This is a genomic window from Bradyrhizobium sp. UFLA05-112, from assembly GCF_053572325.1.
The window spans coordinates 1-21232 of sequence record NZ_JBANBK010000058.1 but is presented as its reverse complement, the minus strand read 5'-3'; the positions used below and the strand labels follow the sequence as shown (position 1 = coordinate 21232).

The 21232-nt window shown below is 63.6% G+C and carries 18 protein-coding genes, 1 tRNA gene and 1 pseudogene; 8 read left to right on the top strand and 12 right to left on the bottom strand.

The window, feature by feature from the left end; genetic code table 11:
• Nucleotides 1-34 precede the first annotated feature (34 nt).
• Together SO180_RS28590 and SO180_RS28585 are read right to left on the bottom strand one after the other, a co-directional pair.
• Nucleotides 35-847, bottom strand: coding sequence for an alpha/beta fold hydrolase (locus tag SO180_RS28590; protein WP_449382174.1), 813 nt, complete (start codon nucleotides 845-847; stop codon nucleotides 35-37).
• 2 nt (nucleotides 848-849) lie between these two features.
• The gene (locus SO180_RS28585; RefSeq protein WP_449382173.1) at nucleotides 850-1668 is read right to left on the bottom strand and encodes an alpha/beta fold hydrolase; all 819 of its coding nucleotides are present in this window, start codon (nucleotides 1666-1668) and stop codon (nucleotides 850-852) included.
• A 134-nt stretch (nucleotides 1669-1802) separates the two neighbouring features.
• Between SO180_RS28585 and SO180_RS28580 the strand changes: the two genes are divergently transcribed.
• Nucleotides 1803-2345 (top strand): methylated-DNA--[protein]-cysteine S-methyltransferase, encoded by a 543-nt coding sequence (locus SO180_RS28580; protein ID WP_449382172.1) that lies wholly within the window; start codon nucleotides 1803-1805, stop codon nucleotides 2343-2345.
• A 115-nt stretch (nucleotides 2346-2460) separates the two neighbouring features.
• Here SO180_RS28580 and SO180_RS28575 read toward each other — a convergent pair whose 3' ends face one another.
• The 4 genes from SO180_RS28575 to SO180_RS28560 all read right to left on the bottom strand — a co-directional run bounded on the left by SO180_RS28575 (nucleotide 2461) and on the right by SO180_RS28560 (nucleotide 6050).
• The gene (locus SO180_RS28575) at nucleotides 2461-3330 is read right to left on the bottom strand and encodes an MBL fold metallo-hydrolase (RefSeq protein WP_449382171.1); all 870 of its coding nucleotides are present in this window, start codon (nucleotides 3328-3330) and stop codon (nucleotides 2461-2463) included.
• A gap of 15 nt (nucleotides 3331-3345) precedes the next feature.
• Nucleotides 3346-3957, bottom strand: coding sequence for a glutathione S-transferase family protein (locus SO180_RS28570; protein WP_449382170.1), 612 nt, complete (start codon nucleotides 3955-3957; stop codon nucleotides 3346-3348).
• A 186-nt stretch (nucleotides 3958-4143) separates the two neighbouring features.
• On the bottom strand, nucleotides 4144-4986 hold the full coding sequence (locus SO180_RS28565) for a fumarylacetoacetate hydrolase family protein (RefSeq protein WP_449382169.1): 843 nt from the start codon (nucleotides 4984-4986) through the stop codon (nucleotides 4144-4146).
• A gap of 212 nt (nucleotides 4987-5198) precedes the next feature.
• A complete protein-coding gene (locus tag SO180_RS28560) occupies nucleotides 5199-6050 on the bottom strand; it encodes an MBL fold metallo-hydrolase (protein ID WP_449382168.1) in 852 nt (283 codons plus the stop codon).
• Nucleotides 6051-6160: 110 nt separating this feature from the next.
• Here SO180_RS28560 and SO180_RS28555 point away from each other — a divergent pair, with 110 nt between their 5' ends.
• The gene (locus SO180_RS28555) at nucleotides 6161-6637 is read left to right on the top strand and encodes a DUF3775 domain-containing protein (protein ID WP_449382167.1); all 477 of its coding nucleotides are present in this window, start codon (nucleotides 6161-6163) and stop codon (nucleotides 6635-6637) included.
• Nucleotides 6638-6791: 154 nt separating this feature from the next.
• On the opposite strand, the gene SO180_RS28550 is transcribed toward SO180_RS28555, so the two are convergent.
• Together SO180_RS28550 and SO180_RS28545 are read right to left on the bottom strand one after the other, a co-directional pair.
• Complete coding sequence (locus SO180_RS28550; RefSeq protein WP_449382166.1) at nucleotides 6792-7574, bottom strand: SDR family oxidoreductase; 783 nt, start codon at nucleotides 7572-7574, stop codon at nucleotides 6792-6794.
• A gap of 123 nt (nucleotides 7575-7697) precedes the next feature.
• The gene (locus SO180_RS28545; RefSeq protein ID WP_449382165.1) at nucleotides 7698-8210 is read right to left on the bottom strand and encodes a CvpA family protein; all 513 of its coding nucleotides are present in this window, start codon (nucleotides 8208-8210) and stop codon (nucleotides 7698-7700) included.
• Nucleotides 8211-8320: 110 nt separating this feature from the next.
• On the opposite strand from SO180_RS28545, the gene SO180_RS28540 reads away from it, so the two are divergent.
• Entirely contained in the window at nucleotides 8321-9082 is a 762-nt protein-coding gene (locus SO180_RS28540; RefSeq protein WP_449382164.1) for an SDR family NAD(P)-dependent oxidoreductase, read from the top strand.
• Nucleotides 9083-9258: 176 nt separating this feature from the next.
• On the opposite strand, the pseudogene SO180_RS28535 reads toward SO180_RS28540, so the two are convergent.
• Nucleotides 9259-10850, bottom strand: a pseudogene (locus SO180_RS28535) (GMC family oxidoreductase).
• Between the two features lie 501 nt (nucleotides 10851-11351).
• Between SO180_RS28535 and SO180_RS28530 the strand changes: the two are divergent.
• Nucleotides 11352-11428 (top strand) — tRNA-Met (locus SO180_RS28530).
• A gap of 79 nt (nucleotides 11429-11507) precedes the next feature.
• On the opposite strand, the gene SO180_RS28525 is transcribed toward SO180_RS28530, so the two are convergent.
• Both SO180_RS28525 and goxA read right to left on the bottom strand, forming a co-directional pair.
• The gene (locus SO180_RS28525) at nucleotides 11508-12617 is read right to left on the bottom strand and encodes an NAD(P)/FAD-dependent oxidoreductase (protein WP_449382163.1); all 1110 of its coding nucleotides are present in this window, start codon (nucleotides 12615-12617) and stop codon (nucleotides 11508-11510) included.
• Nucleotides 12618-12623: 6 nt separating this feature from the next.
• Complete coding sequence (gene goxA / locus SO180_RS28520) at nucleotides 12624-14591, bottom strand: CTQ-dependent glycine oxidase GoxA (protein ID WP_449382162.1); 1968 nt, start codon at nucleotides 14589-14591, stop codon at nucleotides 12624-12626.
• Between the two features lie 540 nt (nucleotides 14592-15131).
• Between goxA and SO180_RS28515 the strand changes: the two genes are divergently transcribed.
• The 3 genes from SO180_RS28515 (at nucleotide 15132) to SO180_RS28505 (ending at nucleotide 19727) form a co-directional block, all read left to right on the top strand.
• The gene (locus SO180_RS28515) at nucleotides 15132-15497 is read left to right on the top strand and encodes a hypothetical protein (RefSeq protein ID WP_449382161.1); all 366 of its coding nucleotides are present in this window, start codon (nucleotides 15132-15134) and stop codon (nucleotides 15495-15497) included.
• Between the two features lie 536 nt (nucleotides 15498-16033).
• Nucleotides 16034-18112: a glycosyl hydrolase 108 family protein gene (locus SO180_RS28510; RefSeq protein WP_449382160.1), complete on the top strand. Its 2079-nt coding sequence runs from the start codon at nucleotides 16034-16036 to the stop codon at nucleotides 18110-18112.
• A 70-nt stretch (nucleotides 18113-18182) separates the two neighbouring features.
• The gene (locus tag SO180_RS28505) at nucleotides 18183-19727 is read left to right on the top strand and encodes a glycoside hydrolase domain-containing protein (protein WP_449382159.1); all 1545 of its coding nucleotides are present in this window, start codon (nucleotides 18183-18185) and stop codon (nucleotides 19725-19727) included.
• Between the two features lie 147 nt (nucleotides 19728-19874).
• Here SO180_RS28505 and SO180_RS28500 read toward each other — a convergent pair whose 3' ends face one another.
• On the bottom strand, nucleotides 19875-20957 hold the full coding sequence (locus SO180_RS28500) for a serine hydrolase domain-containing protein (RefSeq protein WP_449382158.1): 1083 nt from the start codon (nucleotides 20955-20957) through the stop codon (nucleotides 19875-19877).
• On the opposite strand from SO180_RS28500, the gene SO180_RS28495 reads away from it, so the two are divergent.
• On the top strand, nucleotides 20956-21232 hold a 277-nt coding region (locus SO180_RS28495), incomplete at its 3' end, for a hypothetical protein (protein ID WP_449382157.1). The genes SO180_RS28500 and SO180_RS28495 overlap by 2 nt on opposite strands.

Sequence of the window (21232 nt, the reverse complement as noted above, 5' to 3'; positions counted from 1 at the left end):
TCTCCCCGCAGGCGGGGAGAGGCGAAGGGAGCACTTATCCCGCCAGAAACTTGCTCACCACCGCGGCATACTCCTGCGGCGCCTGTTCGAACATCCAGTGCCCGGCCTTCGCAATCACCGCGGTTTTCGCGCCGGCGATGTGCTCGGCCAGCACGCGCCAGATCAGCGACAGACTCCCTGTCGTCGCGCCGCCACCGATCAGCAGCGTCGACGTCTTGATCGCCTGCGCATCGGCCAGCGTGTAGGGCTTGCGCTGCTCGTTGATCTGGCCGAGGAAGGTGACGACGTTGTCGCGCAATTGCTGCTTTGCGACCGCCGGCACACGCCGCCAGGTGCCGTCGCCCTCGATGCCCTCATAGAAATTCCGCAGCGCGCCTTCGATGTCGCCGGCACGGATCATCTCGACCGAGCGCGCAGTGCGCGCGGCGAGCGGCGGATGCGCAGGCGTGCCTGCCGGGACCGGCAGGCTTGCGTCGAGATCGCCGCCGGGCTCGGCGAGGACGAGCTTGCGCAACAGGTCGGGCCGCGCCTGCGCCACGCGAAACGCGATGTGCCCGCCGCGCGAATGCCCCATCAGGTCGACCGGCGCGCACCCGATTTGCTCGATGAAGCCGATGACGTCGGCGACATGCTGGGCCATCTTGTAGTCCTCGCCGGCACCGTTCCAGCGCTCGGGAAAGAAATGCCGCAGGCTGACCGCGATCACGCGGTGGTTTTTCGAAAGCGGGCCGAGCACCGAATACCAGGTCCGGAAATCGCCGAGCGTGCCGTGCACGCAGACCAGCGGCGGGCCTTCTCCGACTTCGAGATAGGCCATGTCGTATCCGTTGACGTGAACAGTCTGCATGATCAGCCCGCCAGGAAATCCAGCACCACGTCCGAATATTTTTGCGGCGCCTGCTCGAACATCGGATGCGTCGTGTTCTCGATGATGGCCGTCTTAGAGTAGGGGACATGCGCACCGAGTGCGTGCAGCACTTTCGGTAGCGGGCCTTTGGTCCGGGCACCCAGGATGAACAGCGTCGGCATCAGAATCGATTCCGCATCGGCCTTCGAGAATGGTGATCGATTGTCCCTGACCTGGCCCATTAGCGTATATGCGTTGTCGCGCAGAGTCTGCTTCACGGTTGCCGGCAGTCGCGGCCAGGTGCCCGCTCCCTCCAGCGTATCCACGAACACGGCGAGGCCGCCGTCGACGTCGCCGGCGGCGATCTTCTCCGCGGCGGCCGTGAAACGCGCCAGCAGTGGCGAGCGGCCGCCTCTGTAGTCCGGATCAAGGCTGCCATCCAGCTCGCCGCCGGGCTCGGCGAGAATCAGCCGGCGCAACAGATCGGGCCGCGCCTGCGCCACGCGAAAGCAGATGTGCCCGCCGCGGGAATGGCCCATCAAATCGACCGGACCGGTCTCGACCTTCTCGATGAAGGCGATCACGTCATCGACATGCTGCGCAATGGTATAGGTGTCGCCGACACCATCCCATTGCGCGGGAAAGAAGTGCCGCAGGCTGACGCAGATCAGCCGGTGGCGCTGCGACAGCGGTCCGAGCACCGAACCCCAGACCCGGAAATCGTTGAGCGAACCGTGCACGCAGACCAGCGGCGGTCCCGCCTTGGCTTCGCCCACGTCGAGATAAGGCATGTCATATCCGTTGACGTGAAGGCTCTGCATGAAGGCTCTCGAGGGTGCGGAACTCCTGTGCAAGATTCCCGGAAACCGGGTGGATCGCAACTATTTCCAAGCCTAGATTGCGCAGGAAGATCACAAGCGGGGGCCTGCGACGAGGAAGAGCCAGGAACCTAGTCATGACCGACCGCCATTTCGTCCTGTTCGAGACCAAAATCGGCCTGTGTGCCATCGCCTGGGGCCCGCGCGGCATCAACGGCGTGCAACTGCCGATGGGCGGCGAGGACAAGATCCGCACCCGCATCCACCAGCGCCATGCCGAGGCCAGCGAGGCCGAGCCGACCGCCGAGGTGCAGCAGGCGATCGATCGCATCGTCAAACTGCTCGATGGCGAGCCGGATGACCTCACCGACATTCCGCTCGATTTCGACGGCGTTCCCGACTTCAACCGCGGTGTCTACGAGGTCGCCCGCACCATCCCGCCAGGCAAGACCATGACCTACGGTGATATCGCAAAACGCTTGGGCGGCGTGGAGCTATCGCGCGATGTCGGCCAGGCGCTCGGCCGCAATCCCTGTCCGATCGTCGTGCCCTGTCACCGCGTGCTCGCCGCCGGCAACAAGCCCGGCGGCTTCTCCGCCAATGGCGGCGTGGTGACGAAGCTGAAAATGCTCGAGATCGAAGGCGCGCTGGTGAACCACACGCCGAGCCTGTTTGATTGACACGCCGCTGCCTCAACCACAGGGTGGGCAAAGGCGCGCAGCGCCGTGCCCACCCCTTCGGAGGAGACAGAAAAGGTGGGCACGCTTCGCTTTGCCCACCCTACCGCATCTCGCCTTAAACCGCCGCACATACGAACGCATTCCCCTTGCGCCGGATCTTGCCGCCGGACGGCGAGGGGAAATGCGCGGTGCAGCACAGCGTGTCGGTGTCGCAATAGCGCTCCAGGAAGCTGCGGCGCGTCTTTGCGGCTTGCGCCTGGTCGACATCGAACTTTATCGACAGCTCCGGATAGAGCGTCTGCAGCGGCGAGTGCATGAGATCGCCCGAGAACACGGCGTCGTCCTTGCCGCGGCCGAAGGTGAAGGCAACGTGGCCGGGCGTATGACCCGGCGTCGGCAGGATGCGAACGTGATCGCCGATCTGATGATCGTTGCCGATCAGCTCATGGCGTTTGGCTTCGACCACCGGCAGCACGCTGTCGACGAAAGGCGGCACGGGCGCCTTCGCGTTCTGCTCGGACCAGTAGTCGAACTCCTGCCTTGCGAACAGATAGCGCGCCTTGGGGAAGGTCGGCACCCAGCGCCCATTCTCCAATCGCGTATTCCAGCCGACGTGATCGACGTGCAGATGCGTGCACATCACGAAGTCGATGTCATCGACCGAGATACCGGCGGCGCCCAGCGCGCGCAGGTACGTGTCGTCTGTCTTCATGTTCCATTTCGGCCGATTGGGCCGCGGCTTGTCGTTGCCGATGCAACTGTCGATCAGGATGGTGTGGTGCGGCGTCTTCACTACGTAGGACTGGAAGCACAGCATCAGCACATCGTCGTCGTCGAGCGCCTTCGCCTGCTTCATCCAGGCGCGGTTCTCGGCCAGCACCTCGGGCGTGAGTCCGGGCAGCATTTCCAGCGCCGGCACGAACGAGGTTTCCTGCTCGATGACGCGATGGATGGTGAGATCGCCGACCGAGAATGTGAGGCTCATGGGAACTCCCGCGGGTTACGCCGGCGGCGGCACCGAGATTTTCACGGAAGGCCGCTCCAGCATCTTTTGATGAAAAGCGTCGAGCTTCGGATAGGCCTTGCGCCAGCCGCAATCGGCGAAACGGAAGTCGGCATAGCCGAGCACGCAAACGAGGCCGATCTGAGAGATGTCGAACGGACCGTTGAGGACTTCGGGCCGGTTCTCGAACCGCGCCATGCCGGTCCAGGCCCGGTTCCAGTGGTCGTCGGACCAGGCCTGCCATTGCAGGCCCTGCGGCCGCACCATCCTCTCGTAGCGGCACAGCAGCATGGAATCGAGCATGCCGTTGATCAGCGAATGATCGGTCTTGGCCGACCAGCGGCGCGGGCCGTAATCCGGGATCAGATTGCCGCCGGCGAGCTCGTTGAGATATTCGACGATGACGTAGGAATCGAGGATCACCTCGCCATTGTCAGTGATCAGCACCGGCAGCTTCTTCAGCGGCGTGATGCGCGAATAGTCCTCATTCGCCTGTCCCGGTGCGACGGTTGCCGGCACGAACTCGATCTTGTCGACGAGCCCGAGCTCGATCGCGGCGATGCGCACCTTGCGCGCGAAGGGCGAGGCGGCGGAGAAGGTGAGCTTCATGCGGAATAACCTCTGTCAAAACATGCAGTCCTCATCCTGAGGAGCGCGCCTCTGGGCGCGCGTCTCGAAGGATGGGCAACGAGAGATGCTCTCGCGTCACCCGGCGCAAGACGTCGGATGACCGTGTTCCTGGCTCATCCTTCGAGACGCGCGCTTTGCGCGCTCCTCAGGATGAGGACGGAGAGCCTACGCCGCGACGATCTCCTGGCGCTGCTCGCCGAGGCCTTCGATGCCGAGCGCGACGACGTCGCCGACATTGAGGTAGGTCGGCGGCTTCATGCCCATGCCGACGCCGGGCGGCGTACCGGTCGTGATGATGTCGCCGGGCAGCAGCGTCATGAACTGCGAGACATAGGAGACGCACTTGGCCATGGTGAAGATCATGGTCGCGGTCGAGCCGGTCTGGCGGCGCTGGCCGTTGACGTCGAGCCACATCGACAGGTTCTGTACGTCCTTGATCTCGTCCCTGGTGGCAAGCCACGGTCCGAGCGGACCGAACGTGTCATGCGACTTGCCCTTGGTCCACTGACCCAGGCGCTCGGTCTGGAAGTTGCGCTCGGAAACGTCGTTGCAGACGCAGTAGCCGGCGACGTAGTTCAGCGCGTCGGCCTCAGAGACGTATTTCGCACGGGTGCCGATGATTGCGGCGATCTCGACCTCCCAGTCGAGCTTGGTGGAGCCGCGCGGTTTCTCGACCGGATCGTTGGGACCGGAAAGGGCGGTGTTGGCCTTCATGAAGATGATCGGCTCGGTCGGGATCGCCGCGCCGGTCTCCTTGGCGTGATCGCTGTAGTTGAGGCCGATCGCGACGAATTTCGAGATCCCGGTGACGGGGGCGCCGAACCGCGGCTTGCCCGAGACAGCCGGCAGCGAGGCCGGATCGAGCGCTGCGAGCTTCTTCAGGGACTCCGGCGAATAGGCCTCACCGGTCAGGTCCTTCAGATGGGCCGAGAGGTCGCGCAGCTGGCCGGATTTGTCGATCAGTCCGGGCTTTTCTGCACCCTTTTCACCATAACGAACAAGCTTCATTCTCGTCTCTCCCTGGATGGACTGGCCGGTTAAATAGCTTCATGGAACAGGGCGGCGGGAATTTCAACCGCCTATGGGCCGGTGCATTGCAGCCCTTCCCTGTAGGGTGAGCAAAGGCGCGGAGCGCCGTGCCCACCATCTCTCCACGACCGCGACAGAAGGGGTGGGCACGCGGAGCCTGTCATCGGGCGCGCGTTCGCGCGACCCCCACCCTACGATTGCAGCGCCACGAACTTGAACGCTTCCTCGTCGCGTTTGATTTGCCCGCCGGAAAAATGCCCGCCGATCACCAGCGATGGTGTATTGGCGAAGCGCGAGAACAGCTCACGTCGCGTCCTGGCTGATTGTTGCGGGTCGGAATCCACCGTCGAGCACCAGTCGAGATGCGCCATCTGGCAGGGGTGGTGGGCGGCGTCGCCCGCGAGCAACGCCTGCTCGCCGCCGGAGCGGATCAGGACGCTCATATGGCCGGGGCTATGGCCAGGCGTCGGGATCATGCTGATCTCCTCGCACAGCCGGTGATCGCTTGGGATCAGGTCGGTGAGGCCGGCGTCCACGATGGGCTTCACGGAATCGTTGAACACGGCCGCCTTGTCCGGTTCGGTCGAGTGGTCCCGCCAATACTCGTATTCTGTCCTGCCGAACACGTAGCGGGCGTTCGGGAAGGCCGGCATCCATTGGCCGCCAACGAGCTTCGTGTTCCAGCCGACATGATCGACATGGAGATGCGTGCACAGCACCGTATCGATGCTGTCGGGCGCAAAGCCCGCCGCCGTCATCGTCTCCAGAAACGGCGTGTTGCGGTTGTTCCAGGTTGGGACGTTACGGCCCTGCTTGTCGTTGCCGAGGCCGGTGTCGACGACGATGCGGCGCGACGGCGTCTCCACCACCAGCGAATGGATCGACATTTTCAGCCGGCCCTCCGCGGTGGCGAAATGCGGGATCAGCCAGGGCAGCTTCCGGATTTCCTCATTGCTTGCCAGCGGCAGGATGAAGCGCGTCGATCCGACCGTCTCCATTTCCACGAATTTGGTGATCCTGACCTGGCCTATGGTCCACTGCATCCGGCGCGTCCTCTTGTTCTGGTTGGCGCGGACATTGCGGGTTTCCGCCAGGCGCTGCAATGGATCATCCGGTGCGATGCGGCGTTATCGGGGGAACCCAGGAGGGAGCCATGCCGGAGCTAGCGATTTCCGCCGAGAAAGTCGCCTTCTTGATCGAGAAGGCGCGCGAATACGACGTCAAGGAGACGGACTCCGATCCGGACTCCGGGTCAAATCCGACCGATGACGATGCAATCGACGTGCTCCAAGACGACGGCTCCGATCCGGTCGGCCGCGAGATTACAAGCTTCATTGCCGCCCTGAACGAGGACGAGCAGATCGATCTCGTTGCGTTGATGTGGCTCGGGCGTGGCGACGGCGGGCCGGACGATTGGGAGGACTTGCGCGCCCGCGCCGTCGAGGCGCGTACCGAGTACCAAAATCCTCGACGAGAAACCGCGCACTATCTCCTGGGTGAGCCGATGCTGGGCGACCTGCTCGCCGATGGCCTCGACGCCTTCGGCGTCGACTGGACCGACGAGCGCCCGAGCGCAGATTCGTCGGGCTTCAGCGAGCGCGACGAGGATGAGCCCACGAAGCGGCGGTGATGAAAGCTCCCTCTTTGCCTGCGACAGGCATTCTCGTGCATCGACGAGAGGTCGTCATGGCCGGGACAAGCCCGGCCATGACGATGTGGAAGCTTCGGCGCCCAAGCTCTCACCTCATGCGATCGCCTTCGCAAAGGTGGCGAGCGAAGGAGTCTTACAGCGTCCCCGGAAACGCGCCGCCGTCGAGCAAGATGTTCTGCCCGGTGATGAAGCCGGCCCTGGCGCCGCACAGGAAGGCGCAGGCGTAGCCGAACTCGTCGGGATCGCCGAAGCGGCCGGCAGGATTGAGCTTTGCGCGCTCGGCGAGAAGCTGCTCCGGCTTGATGCCGCGCTTGTCGGCTTCGGCCTTCGCCGTGCCGCGCAGACGATCGGTCTCGAACGGACCCGGCAGCAGGGCATTGATGGTGACGTTGTTGATCACCGTCTTGCGCGACAGGCCGGCGACGAAGCCGGTGAGGCCGGCGCGCGCGCCGTTGGAGAGACCCAAGATCTCGATCGGCGCCTTCACGGCGGCCGAGGTGATGTTGACGATGCGGCCGAACTTGCGTGCCATCATGCCGTCCACCGTCGCCTTGATCAGCTCGATCGGGGTGAGCATGTTGGCGTCGATCGCCTTGATCCAGTCGTCGCGGGTCCAGTTGCGGAAATCGCCGGGCGGCGGGCCGCCGGCGTTGTTGACCAGGATGTCCGGATCGGGGCAGGCCTTCAGCACGGCCTCGCGTCCCGCCGGCGTCGTGATGTCGCCGACGATCTCGGTAACCGTCACGCCCGGATGGGCCTTCCGGATCTCCTCGGCCGTTGCCTTCAGCGCGTCCGCGCCACGCGCGGTCAGCGTGACATGCACGCCCTCATTGGCGAGCGCCACGGCACAGGCGCGACCGAGGCCCTTGCTGGACGCGCAGACGATGGCGCGGCGACCCTTGATCCCAAGATCCACTGGTTCACTCCTGTGATGTCTGGCAGGTTTGGAGGCGCCACTGTAGCCAATCTCACTCCCGTTGATAAGAGACGGGCCGTTGCCAAAATGCATGGCGCGCCCGCGGAAGAAGGTCACACTGCGTCAGATGGGCCGCTCCCTCTTGATGCGATCGATGGCGGCCGCGGCTTCAGGCGGCAGAGACTTGAATCCCATCTGTCCGGCAGCGGAGAACAGCGGGCGCAATTGCGACCCCACGAGGAACGGAGGCTGCCTGTTGGCGGGCACCAATTGATCGAAGACCAGGACCAGCGTTGTCGCGACGAGGCCGACCCGGACGGCTCCGAGCGCTGCGCCGCCTATGCGGTCTCCGAGCCCGGCTTCGCCGACCGCATCATCCAGCGCGGCGCGGCCGAGATGTCCAAGCGTCATGCCGGTTGCGACGAAAACGCCGAAGAACAACACCCAGCCCTGAAGCAGAGGCGAGGCGGTCTCACCGGCCACGTGGGGTGCGATGAGCGACACCAGCCAGATCGAGATCGGTGCAGCCAGAAGATAGGCCAGGATGGTCATCGCACTGCGCAGCAGGCCGGTCCTGAAGCCGAAGCCGATCGCCACGGCCAGCGCTGCATAGACCGTGAGATCGAAACTGTTCATGAGCTGCGCCCTGCCTGCATGGAACGAGTGAACGGCGAACCCATCATTCCGGTTTCAGATCACTAAAATGGTCTGTATCTATGCGGGGGGCAGACCCTGGGACCTTCGCCATGTCAGACGTATTCGACGTCAGTAAAGAAACCATCCTCATTACCGGCGCCAGCCAGGGCCTGGGGCGCCAGTTCGCGCGCGTGCTGGCCGCGCACGGCGCCGCCGTCGTGCTCGCCGCGCGCCAGACGGACAAGCTTCGCGCGCTCGAAACGGAGATTCGCAGCAAGGGTGGGCGCGCCGCGGCGATTGCGCTCGATGTCACCGACACCGCATCGATCGCAAGATCGGTCGATGCCGCGGAAGCTGCGCTCGGTCCCATCACCGTGCTGATCAACAATGCCGGCATCGCGATCGAGAAGCTCGCGACCGAGCAGACGGAAGCGGACTGGGACGCCGTGGTCAGCGCCAATCTCAAGGGCGCCTATTTCCTCAGCACCGAGCTGGCGCGACGAATGATCGCACGCAAGCAGCCAGGCAACATCGTCAACATCGCCTCCGTGCTCGGCACCGGCGTGTTGAAGGCGGTCTCGCCTTACGCGATCTCCAAGGCCGGCATGATTCAGGCGACCAAGGCGATGGCGCTGGAGCTCGCCGGCCAAGACATCCGCGTCAATGCGCTGGCGCCCGGCTATATCGACACCGAGATGAACCACGATTTCTGGTCGACGCCGGCAGGCGAGCGCCTGGCCAAGCGCATCCCGCAGCGCCGTGTCGGTGCCGAATCCGATCTCGACGGCGCGATCCTGCTGCTCGCCTCAAAAGCGTCGCGCTACATGACGGGTAGCGTGGTGACGGTGGATGGCGGTTTTCTGTTGAGTTGATCCGTCTCGTCATCCCGGACAAGCGTAGCGAAGCGGAGCGCAGATCCGGGACCCATACCCCCAGGGAGATGTTTGACGAAGACTCGTGATGATCAATTTCGCGCCAGAAACTACTTCCTGGGGTAATGGGTCCTGGCCTTCGCCAGGACGACCGTGATGAGATTGCGCGACTTACGTCACCGCATCTCCTCCTTGATCATATCCGCCGCCTTCTCGCCGATCATAATCGTCGGCGCGTTGGTGTTGCCGCCGATCAGGGTCGGCATGATCGAGGCATCGACGACGCGCAGACCTTCGAGGCCGTGCACCCTGAGCTTGGGATCGACCACCGCGAGCGGATCAGTGCCCATCTTGCAGGTGCCGACCGGGTGATAGACGGTGTCGACGCGCTGGCGCAGGATGGCGCGGATATCGTCGTCGGCTTTCACATCGGACGTGAACATGTCCTTTTTCTGCAATGCGCGCAGGGACGGCGTCTCCATCAGCCGCCGCGTCGTCTTGTAGCCGGCGACCATCGCTTCCAGATCGGCGGCCTCACCCAGGAAGTTCGGATCGATCAGCGGCGCCTGCGCGGGATCGGCATTCTTCAGCGCTACGCTGCCGCGGCTCTGCGGCCTGAGCAGGCAGACGTGACACGAGAAACCCGCCTCCTTGTGGCGCTTGCGGCCGTGGTCGTCGAGCATCGCAATGACGAAGTGCAACTGGATGTCGGGCAGATCGAGATCGGGCCGCGTCTTCAGGAAGCCGCCGCATTCGGCAAAGTTGGTGGTCATCAGACCGCGACGCTCGCGGCGGTATTGCCTGATCGCGCGGAGCAGCGATGGCAATCGACCGAGCGAACTGTGCACGAAATGCGGATAGTCGGAGGCGTAGACGAAGACGAAATCCGGATGGTCCTGGAGATTGCGTCCGACGCCCGGCAGATGATGCACGGCGCCAATGCCGTGCGCGCCTAGAGCCTCGCCGTGGCCTACGCCCGACAGCATCAGGAGCTGCGGTGACTGAAACGCGCCCGAGGCGAGGATCACCTCGCGTCGGGCGCGCAGCTGCTTCCTCTGCTTTCCCTGCATATATTCGATACCGACTGCGCGGGTGCCTTCGAACAGGATCTTCGTCGCCTGCGCCCCCGTCTCGACGCGTAGACTTGCGCGTGTTCCGATGTGCGGATGCACATAGGCGCGCGCCGCGCTCCAGCGCTCGCCATTGTGCTGCGTCACCTGGTAGCTGCCGAGCCCTTCTTGGTCCTCGGCATTGAAGTCCTCGCGCACGCGAAACTGCGCCTCGCGCGCGGCCTGCAGGAAGACGTCATGGATCGGATTTTCGGAGCGCAGCTTGTTGACATGCAGGGGGCCACCCTTGCCGTGATACTCGCCGTCGAAATCGGCATTGTTCTCCGCGCGCTTGAAATAGGGCAGCACGTCCGCGTACGACCAGCCGGTATTGCCGAGCGAGGCCCAGTGGTCGTAGTCCCACTTGTTGCCGCGGATGTAGACCATGGCGTTGATCGCCGAGGAGCCACCTAATCCCTTGCCGCGCGGTTGATAGCCGACGCGGCCGTTCAACCCCTTCTGCGGCACGGTGTCGAAGGCCCAGTTGGCCGCGCTGTATGGCAGCGCGAGCCCGAAGGGCGTGGTGATCCGCCAACTGTCGTTCCTGCCGCCCGCATCGAGCAGCGCGACCGAGGTCTGCGCATCCTCAGACAGCCGCCCGCCACCGCGCAGCCGCCCGAGCCCGCGCCGATCACCACGAAATCGAATGTGTCAGTCATTGTTGTTTTCCCCCACTGAACATTGCCGTCATGCCCCGCGAAGGCGAAGCCGGGGCATCCAGTACGCTGCGGCTTTTCGGTTCAGGCTCTGCCGTCTCTGGAATACTGGATCGCCCGGTCAAGCCGGACGATGACAGTGGTGTCTTGTGGCGGCGCTCTAATCCAGCAGCCCCCGGTGGCACAACCGGGCGTTTCTCAGGGTTTGGGACATGGCGTTTCCCCGTCATCTTGTTGCCGCAAGCTGGTCCTTTGCGGAACTTATGGCAAGTGCTGGCTTTTTCCGCCCCTCACGGGTGCATTTTGCCTGTCATAAAGTCGAAAAAAACGTTCCCTCGGGCCTTTCCAAAGAGCCTCGCGGTTGATACATAGCCCTCGCACCCGACGGGCTTGGCCCCGGGGTTGCCTTCCAAGGAACCCTTTGGGACGCGAAAGCAAGCCACGCGACGAGCGCTGGTCCTTCGACCGTCCCCCAGATTCCCGAAAAGGCGTGCAAAAGCTTAACGCGGGGTGGAGCAGCCCGGTAGCTCGTCAGGCTCATAACCTGAAGGTCATAGGTTCAAATCCTATCCCCGCAACCAAATTCGGACTTTACCGGTTCCGATGAGAAAATGGCCCGCCTCGCGCGGGCCATTTTTGTTTTGGGACCGGACGAGCGGCTCAGGGTGTCGCAATCGCAGGCGAGATGGTCTGGAGCGAAACGTCGTTGCGTCGCTGCCAGAAGGGCGCGTTGGGAAAGCGACGTTCCGATGCATACATTGCGCGCTGCGTGACCAGATAGGATGCGATCCCTTCCAGAAACTGTCGCTCGTAGCGCCGGGATGCCGTTGTATCCCGCGCGAGGGCACCGGCTACGCTCTCGGCGGCCTGGATGCCGCTCCATAGCGCGGTGGCAAGACCGTTCGCTCCCAGCGGATCGAGCGCAGTCGCGGCATCGCCCGCCCGAATGATGCGATGGTCGACCATCCCTGACATGGTGGTGGTGCTCGCCGGCGCGAACTCTAGGTGCGCGCACGCAGCCATGTCGATGCCGAGGCTCGTCACGCGCGCGGAGATCGCATGGGTGTGCGAAACCATATCGGCCCATAGAGTCATGTTCTTGCGCAGGCCCGCCGGGAGCAGGTCCGAATCCGTGAAGAAGCAGAGCAGGATGCGGTCACCCGGCAGCATGGACATGTACCACCATCCCGCCGCGACGGCCTCGACGAGCGTCGCCGGCACGGCTTCGACATCCTGCGCAAGCTCGAAAATGCCGTAGCAGGCCACGAGCTTGTCCAGACGCCGAAGCGGTGTTTCGCCCCCGGACGTGATCGAGGCGCGGCCGGAGCAGTCGACAACGAACTCTGCTTCGATCGAGGCGCCATCGGCAAGATCGACAACGACGTGGTCCGACGCCCGCGAGAGCCGACCGGCCTCCGCGCACTGTCGCGCGAGGCCGTCGGCATCGAGCGTCTGGGCCATGCGGGTCTCCAACCGCTGCCGGTCGATATGCCAGCCCGACGCTCCGTCCTGGTGAAACGCATCCCGCCGCAGCGTGGTGCTGCCCCACACCGAATAGCGCCCCTGGCACGCGATCGCGGTCTCTGCGTCGAGCAGGCCAAGCCAGCCGAGCCTTTCGAGATGGGGAGATGCTCGAAATGAAAGCGTTTCGCCGCGATTGGCGACGTCATGACCGGGCGCAATGAGAAGCGGACGGCATCCCCGCCTGAGAAGGGTGCGGGCACAGGCCATCCCTGCCATTCCCGCACCCAGAATCACGACCTGATGCATGTGCGTCTAGGAGCGGTCTTTGACGTTGGAAAGATCCAGTGTGCCGCGTTGCACTTCGACGAAAACGTCCTTGGGAATGCCCGGGACATCCTTCGGACCGGCACGGCGCACCACGACGCCCATTTGCGTCCACAGCTCGATCATTCGCCGCAATCCGTCGGTGTAGCTGGCCTCGACATGCAGGCCGATGCCGGCCGCCCCGCGCGACCAGGCAACCCGCGCGTGGTAGAAGCGCAGCCGCTCTTCCGCCGAAAGATCCGCGCGCATCATCTGCTTGTAGAAACCTTCCGGCAGGACGTCGACGGGAAGCAGCGCAGGCCACCAGACCGGCGTCGGGAAACCGTCCGCCGTCAGGACTGACTGGCAGCTGAATGCATCGCCCTGCCAGGGAACGCCCATCCATCGCGTGAGATCGCCCGGTGCCTGCGGCCCCACCGGTGCGCCAGCCTCCTTCCGATCGGGATGACCGGAGAAGACATTCTGCGGATTGAGCTGCAATCCGACATCCTGCACGAGGCTCTTCCGCGTCGAGATCGCGATGCGGAAGGGAAGCGGTGTTTCCGTCGTGGACCGATACAGCTCGGCATGGCGGACCGGCCATGTGATCTCGACGCCCGGATGGAATGCGCCACCCGAGCAGGCATCCAATGCCGCGCGCGTGAGCGCCTCCGGTCGGAGCGGCAACGGCATGTCGTCGAGCTTCTCGACCGCGTTGGCGGCCGCGTCGTTGAGGTCGTCGGTGAACTCGCCTTTGGCCCAGTGGCTCAGGATCTGGTACTGGGTCGGCGTCAGCGTGAGCCAGCCGGTCGGGCTTCCCGGGAAGTTGACGCCATCCCCGAGCATGGGAGGCAGCGCGTCGGAGCGCCGGTCTTTGCCGCCGGGCTTGCGGAATGCGGCCAGAACCTTCTCACGCGCGGGACGCGCTTTCTCCGCGGGGTCCGCCAGCGACTGCACGACAGCGGGATCTGACAGATCGTCGAGATCGCTCCAGGCCTTGCTGAGATAGGACGCCTGCACGATCCATTGCATCATGCCGGAGCGCCGCAGGATCGGAAGCACATCCCGGCGAAACGACACCGCGGCGGACACCGGCTTCATGTGCCCCGACGCGATCATGGCTTCGCGCGCCGCGTCGTAGAGACTGACGATCGGCTCGATCTGCGGCGCGAATTTCGGACCGCAGCAGACGACCCAGGCCGGCTCGCAGGCCATGTCCGCGCCTCCGATCCAGACGCTGGCCTTCACCCAGCCGTCGCACCAGTCGTCATGCCATCCGTCATTGTTGGTGAAGTCGCGCACCGGGTTCTGCGGCAGGGCGGAATTGGAGATGCCGTCGGCGGGAAAAACCAGCAGCCGCCCGGCCTCGTCGGTGCGCAGATGACCGAGCGTCACCGGCATCGTCTTCCAGAACTTGCCGGCCATGCGATAGGCCGCGTCACGGCCATCGGCGTTCTTCGAAGCGCCGTCGATCCGGACTGGACCTGCGTCGATCACCAGCATGTCTTCGCGGCGGGCCGGCTCGATGGCGGCATTGCGCAACGCGCCGGGAATGCCCGGCGCATTGTCGCCGCCGTCCATTGCGTTCGAATAGCCGTACCAGGCCGCCTTGGTGTTCGCCACATGCACGGTCCATCGCAGGCCGTCGGCTTCGCCGAGCTCGCGCACGACGCGGCCCTGATCATCATAGCCGTAGACGCGAAAGCGCTGGACCTGCTTCTTGATGCGGCTCGGTCCCTGCTTGAATCCGCCCGCGGGCTCATTCATCAGGCCCGGCACTTCAGGCGCGAGGAACCATTCATCGCCATTGCCGACGCGCGAAAAGCCGATCGCCGGAAAAATCGCCGCGCGCACGATGGTCGCACCGGCAGGCGCTTGCGCTTGCTGAGCCAGCGCCGGCAACACGGCCGCCCTGAACAGTGCAGGCGCTGCAAAACCGACGGCGGATGCGCTGATCAGGAAGTCACGGCGTTTCATGAGCGAATGTCTCCGGTTGATGACCCGCGAAGATTGATGGAGCGATCACTAGGTAGAAATCTTTAACGTGTGGTTGTCTGGCGTTGCGGGACTGCAAAAAAGCAACCTCCGGTGCCTTCTGCCGCGCGCACCTGGAGCATGATCCGGACCCGAAGGGCCGCGTTAGCGCAAAGTGTGGAGCGGTTTTCCCTCGCGACAAACGCGGAACGCGTTTGCGCGGAGATCATGCTCAATCAACAACCTGAAGCGCGATGACGATTCATCCTGATCTCATCGCGCTTTAGGCTTTCTTGTTGCGGAATGTTGCTGGCGGGCCCGCCCGCCAAGAGCAGCCAACTATCGGACATCTTTAGGACACCCTCATTTTCGAGTACCTAACCGAATCGAAACCAATGGCGCAGGGAGTACAGAGCGTTGATACGAATTGGCTGTTACAAGCGGCAGATCAGAGCGGCCGTCCTCGGCTGTCTGCTGCTCGCCTCATCGCATGCGAGCGCAACGATCGATGGTCTTGCCGGGACGTGGTCCGGGAACGGTTCCATGAAGCTCTCGGAAGGGGGCCGCGAGCGAATTCGCTGCAAGGCAAGCTACGTGGTCAAGAAGCCCGAAAAATCCATGAGCTTCGAGCTGAAATGCGCAAGCGATGCCTACAAGATGCTGCTGTCCGCCCAGATCGAGCAGGAGGGCTCCACGCTTTCGGGCAACTGGTTTGAAAGCGAGTATCGCCAGGGCGGCAAGATCACCGGAAAGAGCTCGGACGGACTTGTCGAGGCAAGGATCGAAGGCAACACCGTCGCCGCTTTCGTGACCATTCGGACCAAGGCCAACCATCAATCCTTCGCGCTGGAATCGCCGGGGGCCTGGGCCTCCGAAGTGTCCGTCGAGCTGGACCGGGTCAGCAACTGAGTTGGGGGCCGTCTCGCGTCCTTTGCTGGCGGTGCTGATCGCGGGATGCCTTGTTCGCGTCCCCCGGTGCTCTCGCATATGGCGGTTGAGAGGCTGCGAAGGGTCCTCGGCCTCATGGTTCGAGACGCGCCGCAAGCGGCGCTCCTCACCATGAGGGTCTAGATTTTCGCCGCGACGAGACCTCATCCTGAGGAGCCCGCCAAAAGGCGGCCGTCTCGAAGGATGGGCCGCAAAGACATCACCCGCAAAGGCATCGCCCTCCACGATCTCCCCGATACGCGATCGGCCCTGCCGCTGTGCGGGGAACGCGATCGCGTGCGCCGTCGCGATGGACGATTTGCCGCAAGTGATCCAGTTCACATTCAGCGTGACGGTCCTTGCTGTAGCCTAAGGTTGCATTTGTAGAACGCCTATTTCGAGCAAGTCCTTGAAGTCGCACGGGCTGAAACGCCCACGCGGCACGCAGTTCTTTAATGAGCGCATCCCCTGTCTCGAGTCCGTGCCGTGGCTGACGAGCAGGCGATGGAGGGGGCAGCATGAGCGAATCGACCGCCCAGCAACGCGTGAACTGGAAGACATTCGAGTGCGCCGAACACGCGATGGCCCGCATCGCGTTTGGTCCCGACGAGATCCTCGTCGCGCCCCCGACGGCTGATGCCTGGCAGGCGCTGTCGATGGTGCTGGCAGCCCATGGCTACAACATCAGGACAGCCGATACCGACAGCTACAACTGCCGCGCCATTACCGGCGGCACCGAGAAGAGCCTGCACGCCTACGGCATTGCACTCGACGTCAACTGGACGACCAACCCGTACAAGGAGACCTCGGACCAGCGCAAGGTCCGCTTTTCCGACCAGCCGACGCAGGATCTGCGCGCCCAGGACGTCAAGCGCAACCTTGCCGACACCGACATGACCCAGGCCATGATCGACGACGTGCTTGCGATCAAGACGGTCAACAAGAAGCGGGTGTTCGAGTGGGGCGGCAACTGGATCAACATCAAGGACACCATGCATTTCGAGATCGACGTCAAGCCCGACGATCTCGCGACGGGCATCGACTGGGGCTCCGTGAAGGGCGTAGTCAACGGCCGGCCGGTGCCGGACCGGCTGATGGAAACGCGCGGCGGCGGGACGCCTTTGCAAGGCGACATCGCGCTCGGAAATTTCGAGAAGGTGCATGCCCTGATCGAGAAATGGGAGGGCGGCTACACCAATCATCCGCGCGATCCCGGCGGCCCGACCAACATGGGCATCACGCAGAAGGACCTGTCGGCCTGGCGGCATGCGCCGGTCACCGCCGATGACGTGCGAAACCTCACGCGGGACGAGGCGCTGCAGATCTTCCGCGCCAACTACTGGACGCCGGTGCATGGCGACGAGATCCCGCTGCCGGCCGCCCAGGTCGTCTACAACACGGCCGTTCTGAGCGGGACGACGCGCGCCATCCGTTTGTTGCAGCAGGCGCTGGCCCGTGGGCAGAACGGGCTCGCGGTGGACGGACGCATGGGGTCGCTTACGATAGATGCCTGCCTTGCCGCCGATCAGAAGATGCTCGTCGAGGACTATTGCTCGACCTACGAATCCTATCTGCGCAGCCTTGCCATCTTCGACACGTTCGGCCGCGGCTGGCTCAACCGGCTCGCCGAGATCCGGCAGACCGCGCTCGGATGGGCGGAAGCGCCAGAGATCAGTGTGGACGTCATGCCGCAGCGGGAGCTGCAAACGACGCCCGTGCTGGGGACGACCGAGCTCAGGTTCGGCGACAAGGGCGCGCTGGTCGAGGGCCTGCAGCGCAAGCTGACGGAGCTTGGCTATTCGCTGGGCGAGATCGACGGCCAGTTCGGCACGCTGACGCGCGAGGCGCTGCTGGCGTTCCAGGCCGACAACAACGTATCCCCGACCGGCGTCCTGGATGCGGCCACCCAGGTCGCGTTCGCCCGGCCGCAGCCGCGACCGCTCTCGCGCGATCGCCTCTCCGCGACGTCGGACGATCTGCGGGCGAGCGGCTCGCAGACCATCAAGGCCGCTGACAACACCAAGATCGCCGGCTGGATCTCGACGATCCTCGGCGCGCTCGGCATCGGCAACAGCGCCGCGGTCCAGGTCGTCAACAACAACGTGGCTGTGCCCCCGGCGCCCAATCTGTCCCAGTTCCTGACAGAAGTGCAGAAGCTGCTGACGTCACCCCAGCTGCGTGCCGATCCGGCGAACACCCAGCAGGTGCTCGATGCCGCCAAGCAGCTGCAGAATTTCAACGTCAAGCAATTGCTGTCGCCGGAAAATATCCAGATCCTCGACAATATCCGTGGGCTGATCCCCGCCAATGTCATCAGCTCAAATCCGGCACTCGGCAATTTCTTTCAGATCGTCGACGGCGCGCGCGGGTTCACGCAGTTCCACACCATCTTCGACGCCTTGCCGGGGATGTTCGCCAACGACTCGACGCTTCAGCTGCTGTCGAAGGGGCTGTCGGCCGTGGCGGGCAGCGTGATCCCGGGTTTCGGCGGATCGCTCGCGACGCTCGCGATTGGCCTTGCCGCCAATTATTTCAGCAATCGCGTCATTGAGGCCCGCACGCGCGACCACGTCACGGGCGCCAACACGAACCGATGACCATGTACGACACCCAGCAAGACAGTCATGTCGGCCGCAACGGCCAATCCGTCCAACTCGGGGGCGAGCCATGATCATTGACACCAACATGCGGACAACTCCGCGTCTGGCTTCGCTGAAACAGAACGGCGTCGATACCATCATCCGCTATTATTGCCGCAACACGCACCAGCCCGAGAAGCGGCTGACGCCCGACGAAGCCGACGCCATCGTTCGCGCCGGAATGAAGCTTGCCATCGTCTATCAGGGCGCCGGCGATTCCGCGGCATCGTTCTCGCAGGACGCGGGTGCCAAGGACGGCGCCTACGCGCGCGATTACGCGGCGAACGTCATCGGTCAGCCCACAGGTTCAGCGATCTACTTCGCCGTCGACTATGACGCCTCCGATGCGGACATCCGCACGCGCATCGTTCCGTATTTTCGCGCGGTTCGGCAGGTCCTGACGGGCGGGGCGGGCGCTCCCAGCTATCAGGTCGGGGTCTATGGCAGCGGCGCAGTGTGCCAGGCACTGCTCGCGGCCGGACTGGTGTCGTTCACCTGGGTCTCCCAATCCAGCGGTTTCAACGGCACGGCCACCTTCCTGCGCTCCGGGCAATGGAATCTGCATCAGCGGCTGCCTTCGACGTTATACGGCCTCAGCGTCGATCCGAATGACCCCAATCCGCAACGCCCGCAGTTCGGGGCGTTCAACGCTCTCACGGGCGCACCTGCGCTCGCAAACATCGGCGTGGCGGGCAATTACGCGCCGCTGCCATCCCTGAGCGCGACGTTCGTGCAGCAACAGCTCCAGCGTCTCAACTACCCGCCGGGTGCGATCGACGGCGACTACGGACCGCTGACGCGCGCGGCGCTGCTCGCGTTCCAGGCCGACAACGATCTGCCGCTGACAGGCGTGGCGGATGCTGCGACCGCGGCCGCCTTCGAGACCGCGCGCCCGCGTGCGCTCGACCCGAACCGCGTGCGGGCGACGGCCGACGATTTGCGCAAGATGGGCTCCGTGACCATCAAGCAGGCGGATCATACCAAGACAGCGGGGTGGATCGCGTCGATCCTCGGTGTGCTCGGCATCGGCAACAGCGGCATCGTCGAGATGGCGAATTCGGCAGGTGCGCCGGTGGTATCAGCGCCGACCGGACAATTGCCGCAGGGGTTGTTCAAGTTTCTGGGCGACCTGCAAGTTTTCCTGTCGTCGCAACAGCAGACGGACAAGCTTGATCAGATCAAGGAAGGTCTCCGCCAGCTGCAAGCCGTCGACCTGAAGAACCTGATCACCCCGGAAAACGCCAATGTGCTGCAGCAGCTGAAAGCGTTGATTCCGCCTGATGTGCTCACCAAGAACCCCGACCTCTCCAAGGTCCTTCAGCTCGCCGACATCGCGCACCAGGCGAGGCCACAATTGCAGACGGTGTTCGACATGCTGCCAAGCTTTTTCACCGACGGCACCGCCTTGCAGGTCCTGGCGAAGGGCGCGGCCGTGGCCGCATCGTCGATGATTCCCGGCTTCGGCGGCAGCCTCGCCGCGCTCGGTATCGGCCTTGCCGCCAACTATTTCGGCAACAAGATCATCCAGGCCCGCGTCGCGGATCATCAGACTGGTGCTAACAGGGGGCTGTAGCAGTCGCAGTCGGGACGGTGATACTTGGCTGCCGAACTAGGGCGCGTACTCATCAATCTTCGTCGATGTCCGGTTCGCTTCGACACCGACCGCCTTTGCGAAACCGCAGCAAATGTCGCGGTGGGCCAGAAACAGACACATGGAAGGCTAGGATATGCTCGCCAGAACCACCTCACTCAGAACACGTGTAGGAGGGACCCCCTGGTCGTCGGCCCCATAATTTCCAGATGTCAAGGCAATGATTAGCTGAAGGGCAGGTACAATATACAAACGCTGTCCGCCTTCTCCTTGCGCCATCCACATGCGTTCCAATCTTCCTACGGCCCATCCTTTTGGTTTCCCGAATGCCACATCGAGCAAAAACCATTGATAGCCGTAACGTCGCATCTCGTCGCAACTTACGATAGGCGTAGTGCAGCGCCGAATCCACTCAGCAGGCACAATCTGACGGTCGTCTTGCCGACCGCCGTGAAGCATCAACGTCCCAATCTTTGCGAGGTCGCGAACGGACATGCGAGCGCCTGACGCTGCGAATGGCTCGCCGTCTGGTCCGACGGCCCATTCAGTGGGACCCATACCGAGCGGCTCGAAAAGAAACTCGCGCGCGAATTGATGCAGGGACTTGCCTGACCCTTTGGCAATCAAGCGAGCGAGCAAGGCCGTCGCGCCGCCGCAGTAATTCCAATGCATCCCCGGAGTGTCGATGGCCGGGCGCTCCAATATGTAACGGTAGCGGTCTGGCGCGTTGTCCATTGCGATTTCGCTGTTGCGTGGATCAGCATAGGACAGGCTGCTTTCATCCCAATCCGTACCCATGGTCATTGAGAGAGCATGGTGAACAGTCACGCGCGAGCGCTGCTCGTTGGCGAGATCAATATACTCCGGAAAAGCCGTAAGCAGGCTTACCTCTGGCGCCGGTACCTTCCCAAGTTGAAGGGCGATTCCGTAGAGCAACGCCACAATGCTTTTCGAGCAGGATCGCAGATCATGCATCGCACTCGCGTCAAATTTGACCGTGCCGAGATCGCCGACGCCTCTCTCGCGATCTTGCCCCTCGAAATAGCGCTCAACAATTAGGTTGTCGTTCTGAACAACGACAAGCCCGTGGATGTTCCAGACACGCCGCTCTGCAACTGCCTGATCGAGCCTTCGGATCACATCGGTTGCGAATTTGTCAGAAAGGTACGTGGGCGATTGCTGCCCCAATGCCGGCAGGATCGGCGCCCCCATGGCCACTGTTCCTATTCCTGAAAGTATTTGGCGACGATTTGGCATGGCCGAAGCACCTCGTCTGGGAGTATCGCTTTATAATATCAACTTGCCCGTGAATGCCAGCTACGGGTCAAAGTCGGCGTTTTGGACCGCTGCCACTTCCGGTCTACACCCGACAGCCGACGCTTGGACGAGCTTCGAGCCGGGCAGCATCGGGCCAGAGGACTTGTATGGGGCGATTGGTGTCAAGCGCTTTCGTTATTGGCCATCTCCTTGTTCGGCCGGGCTGCGAC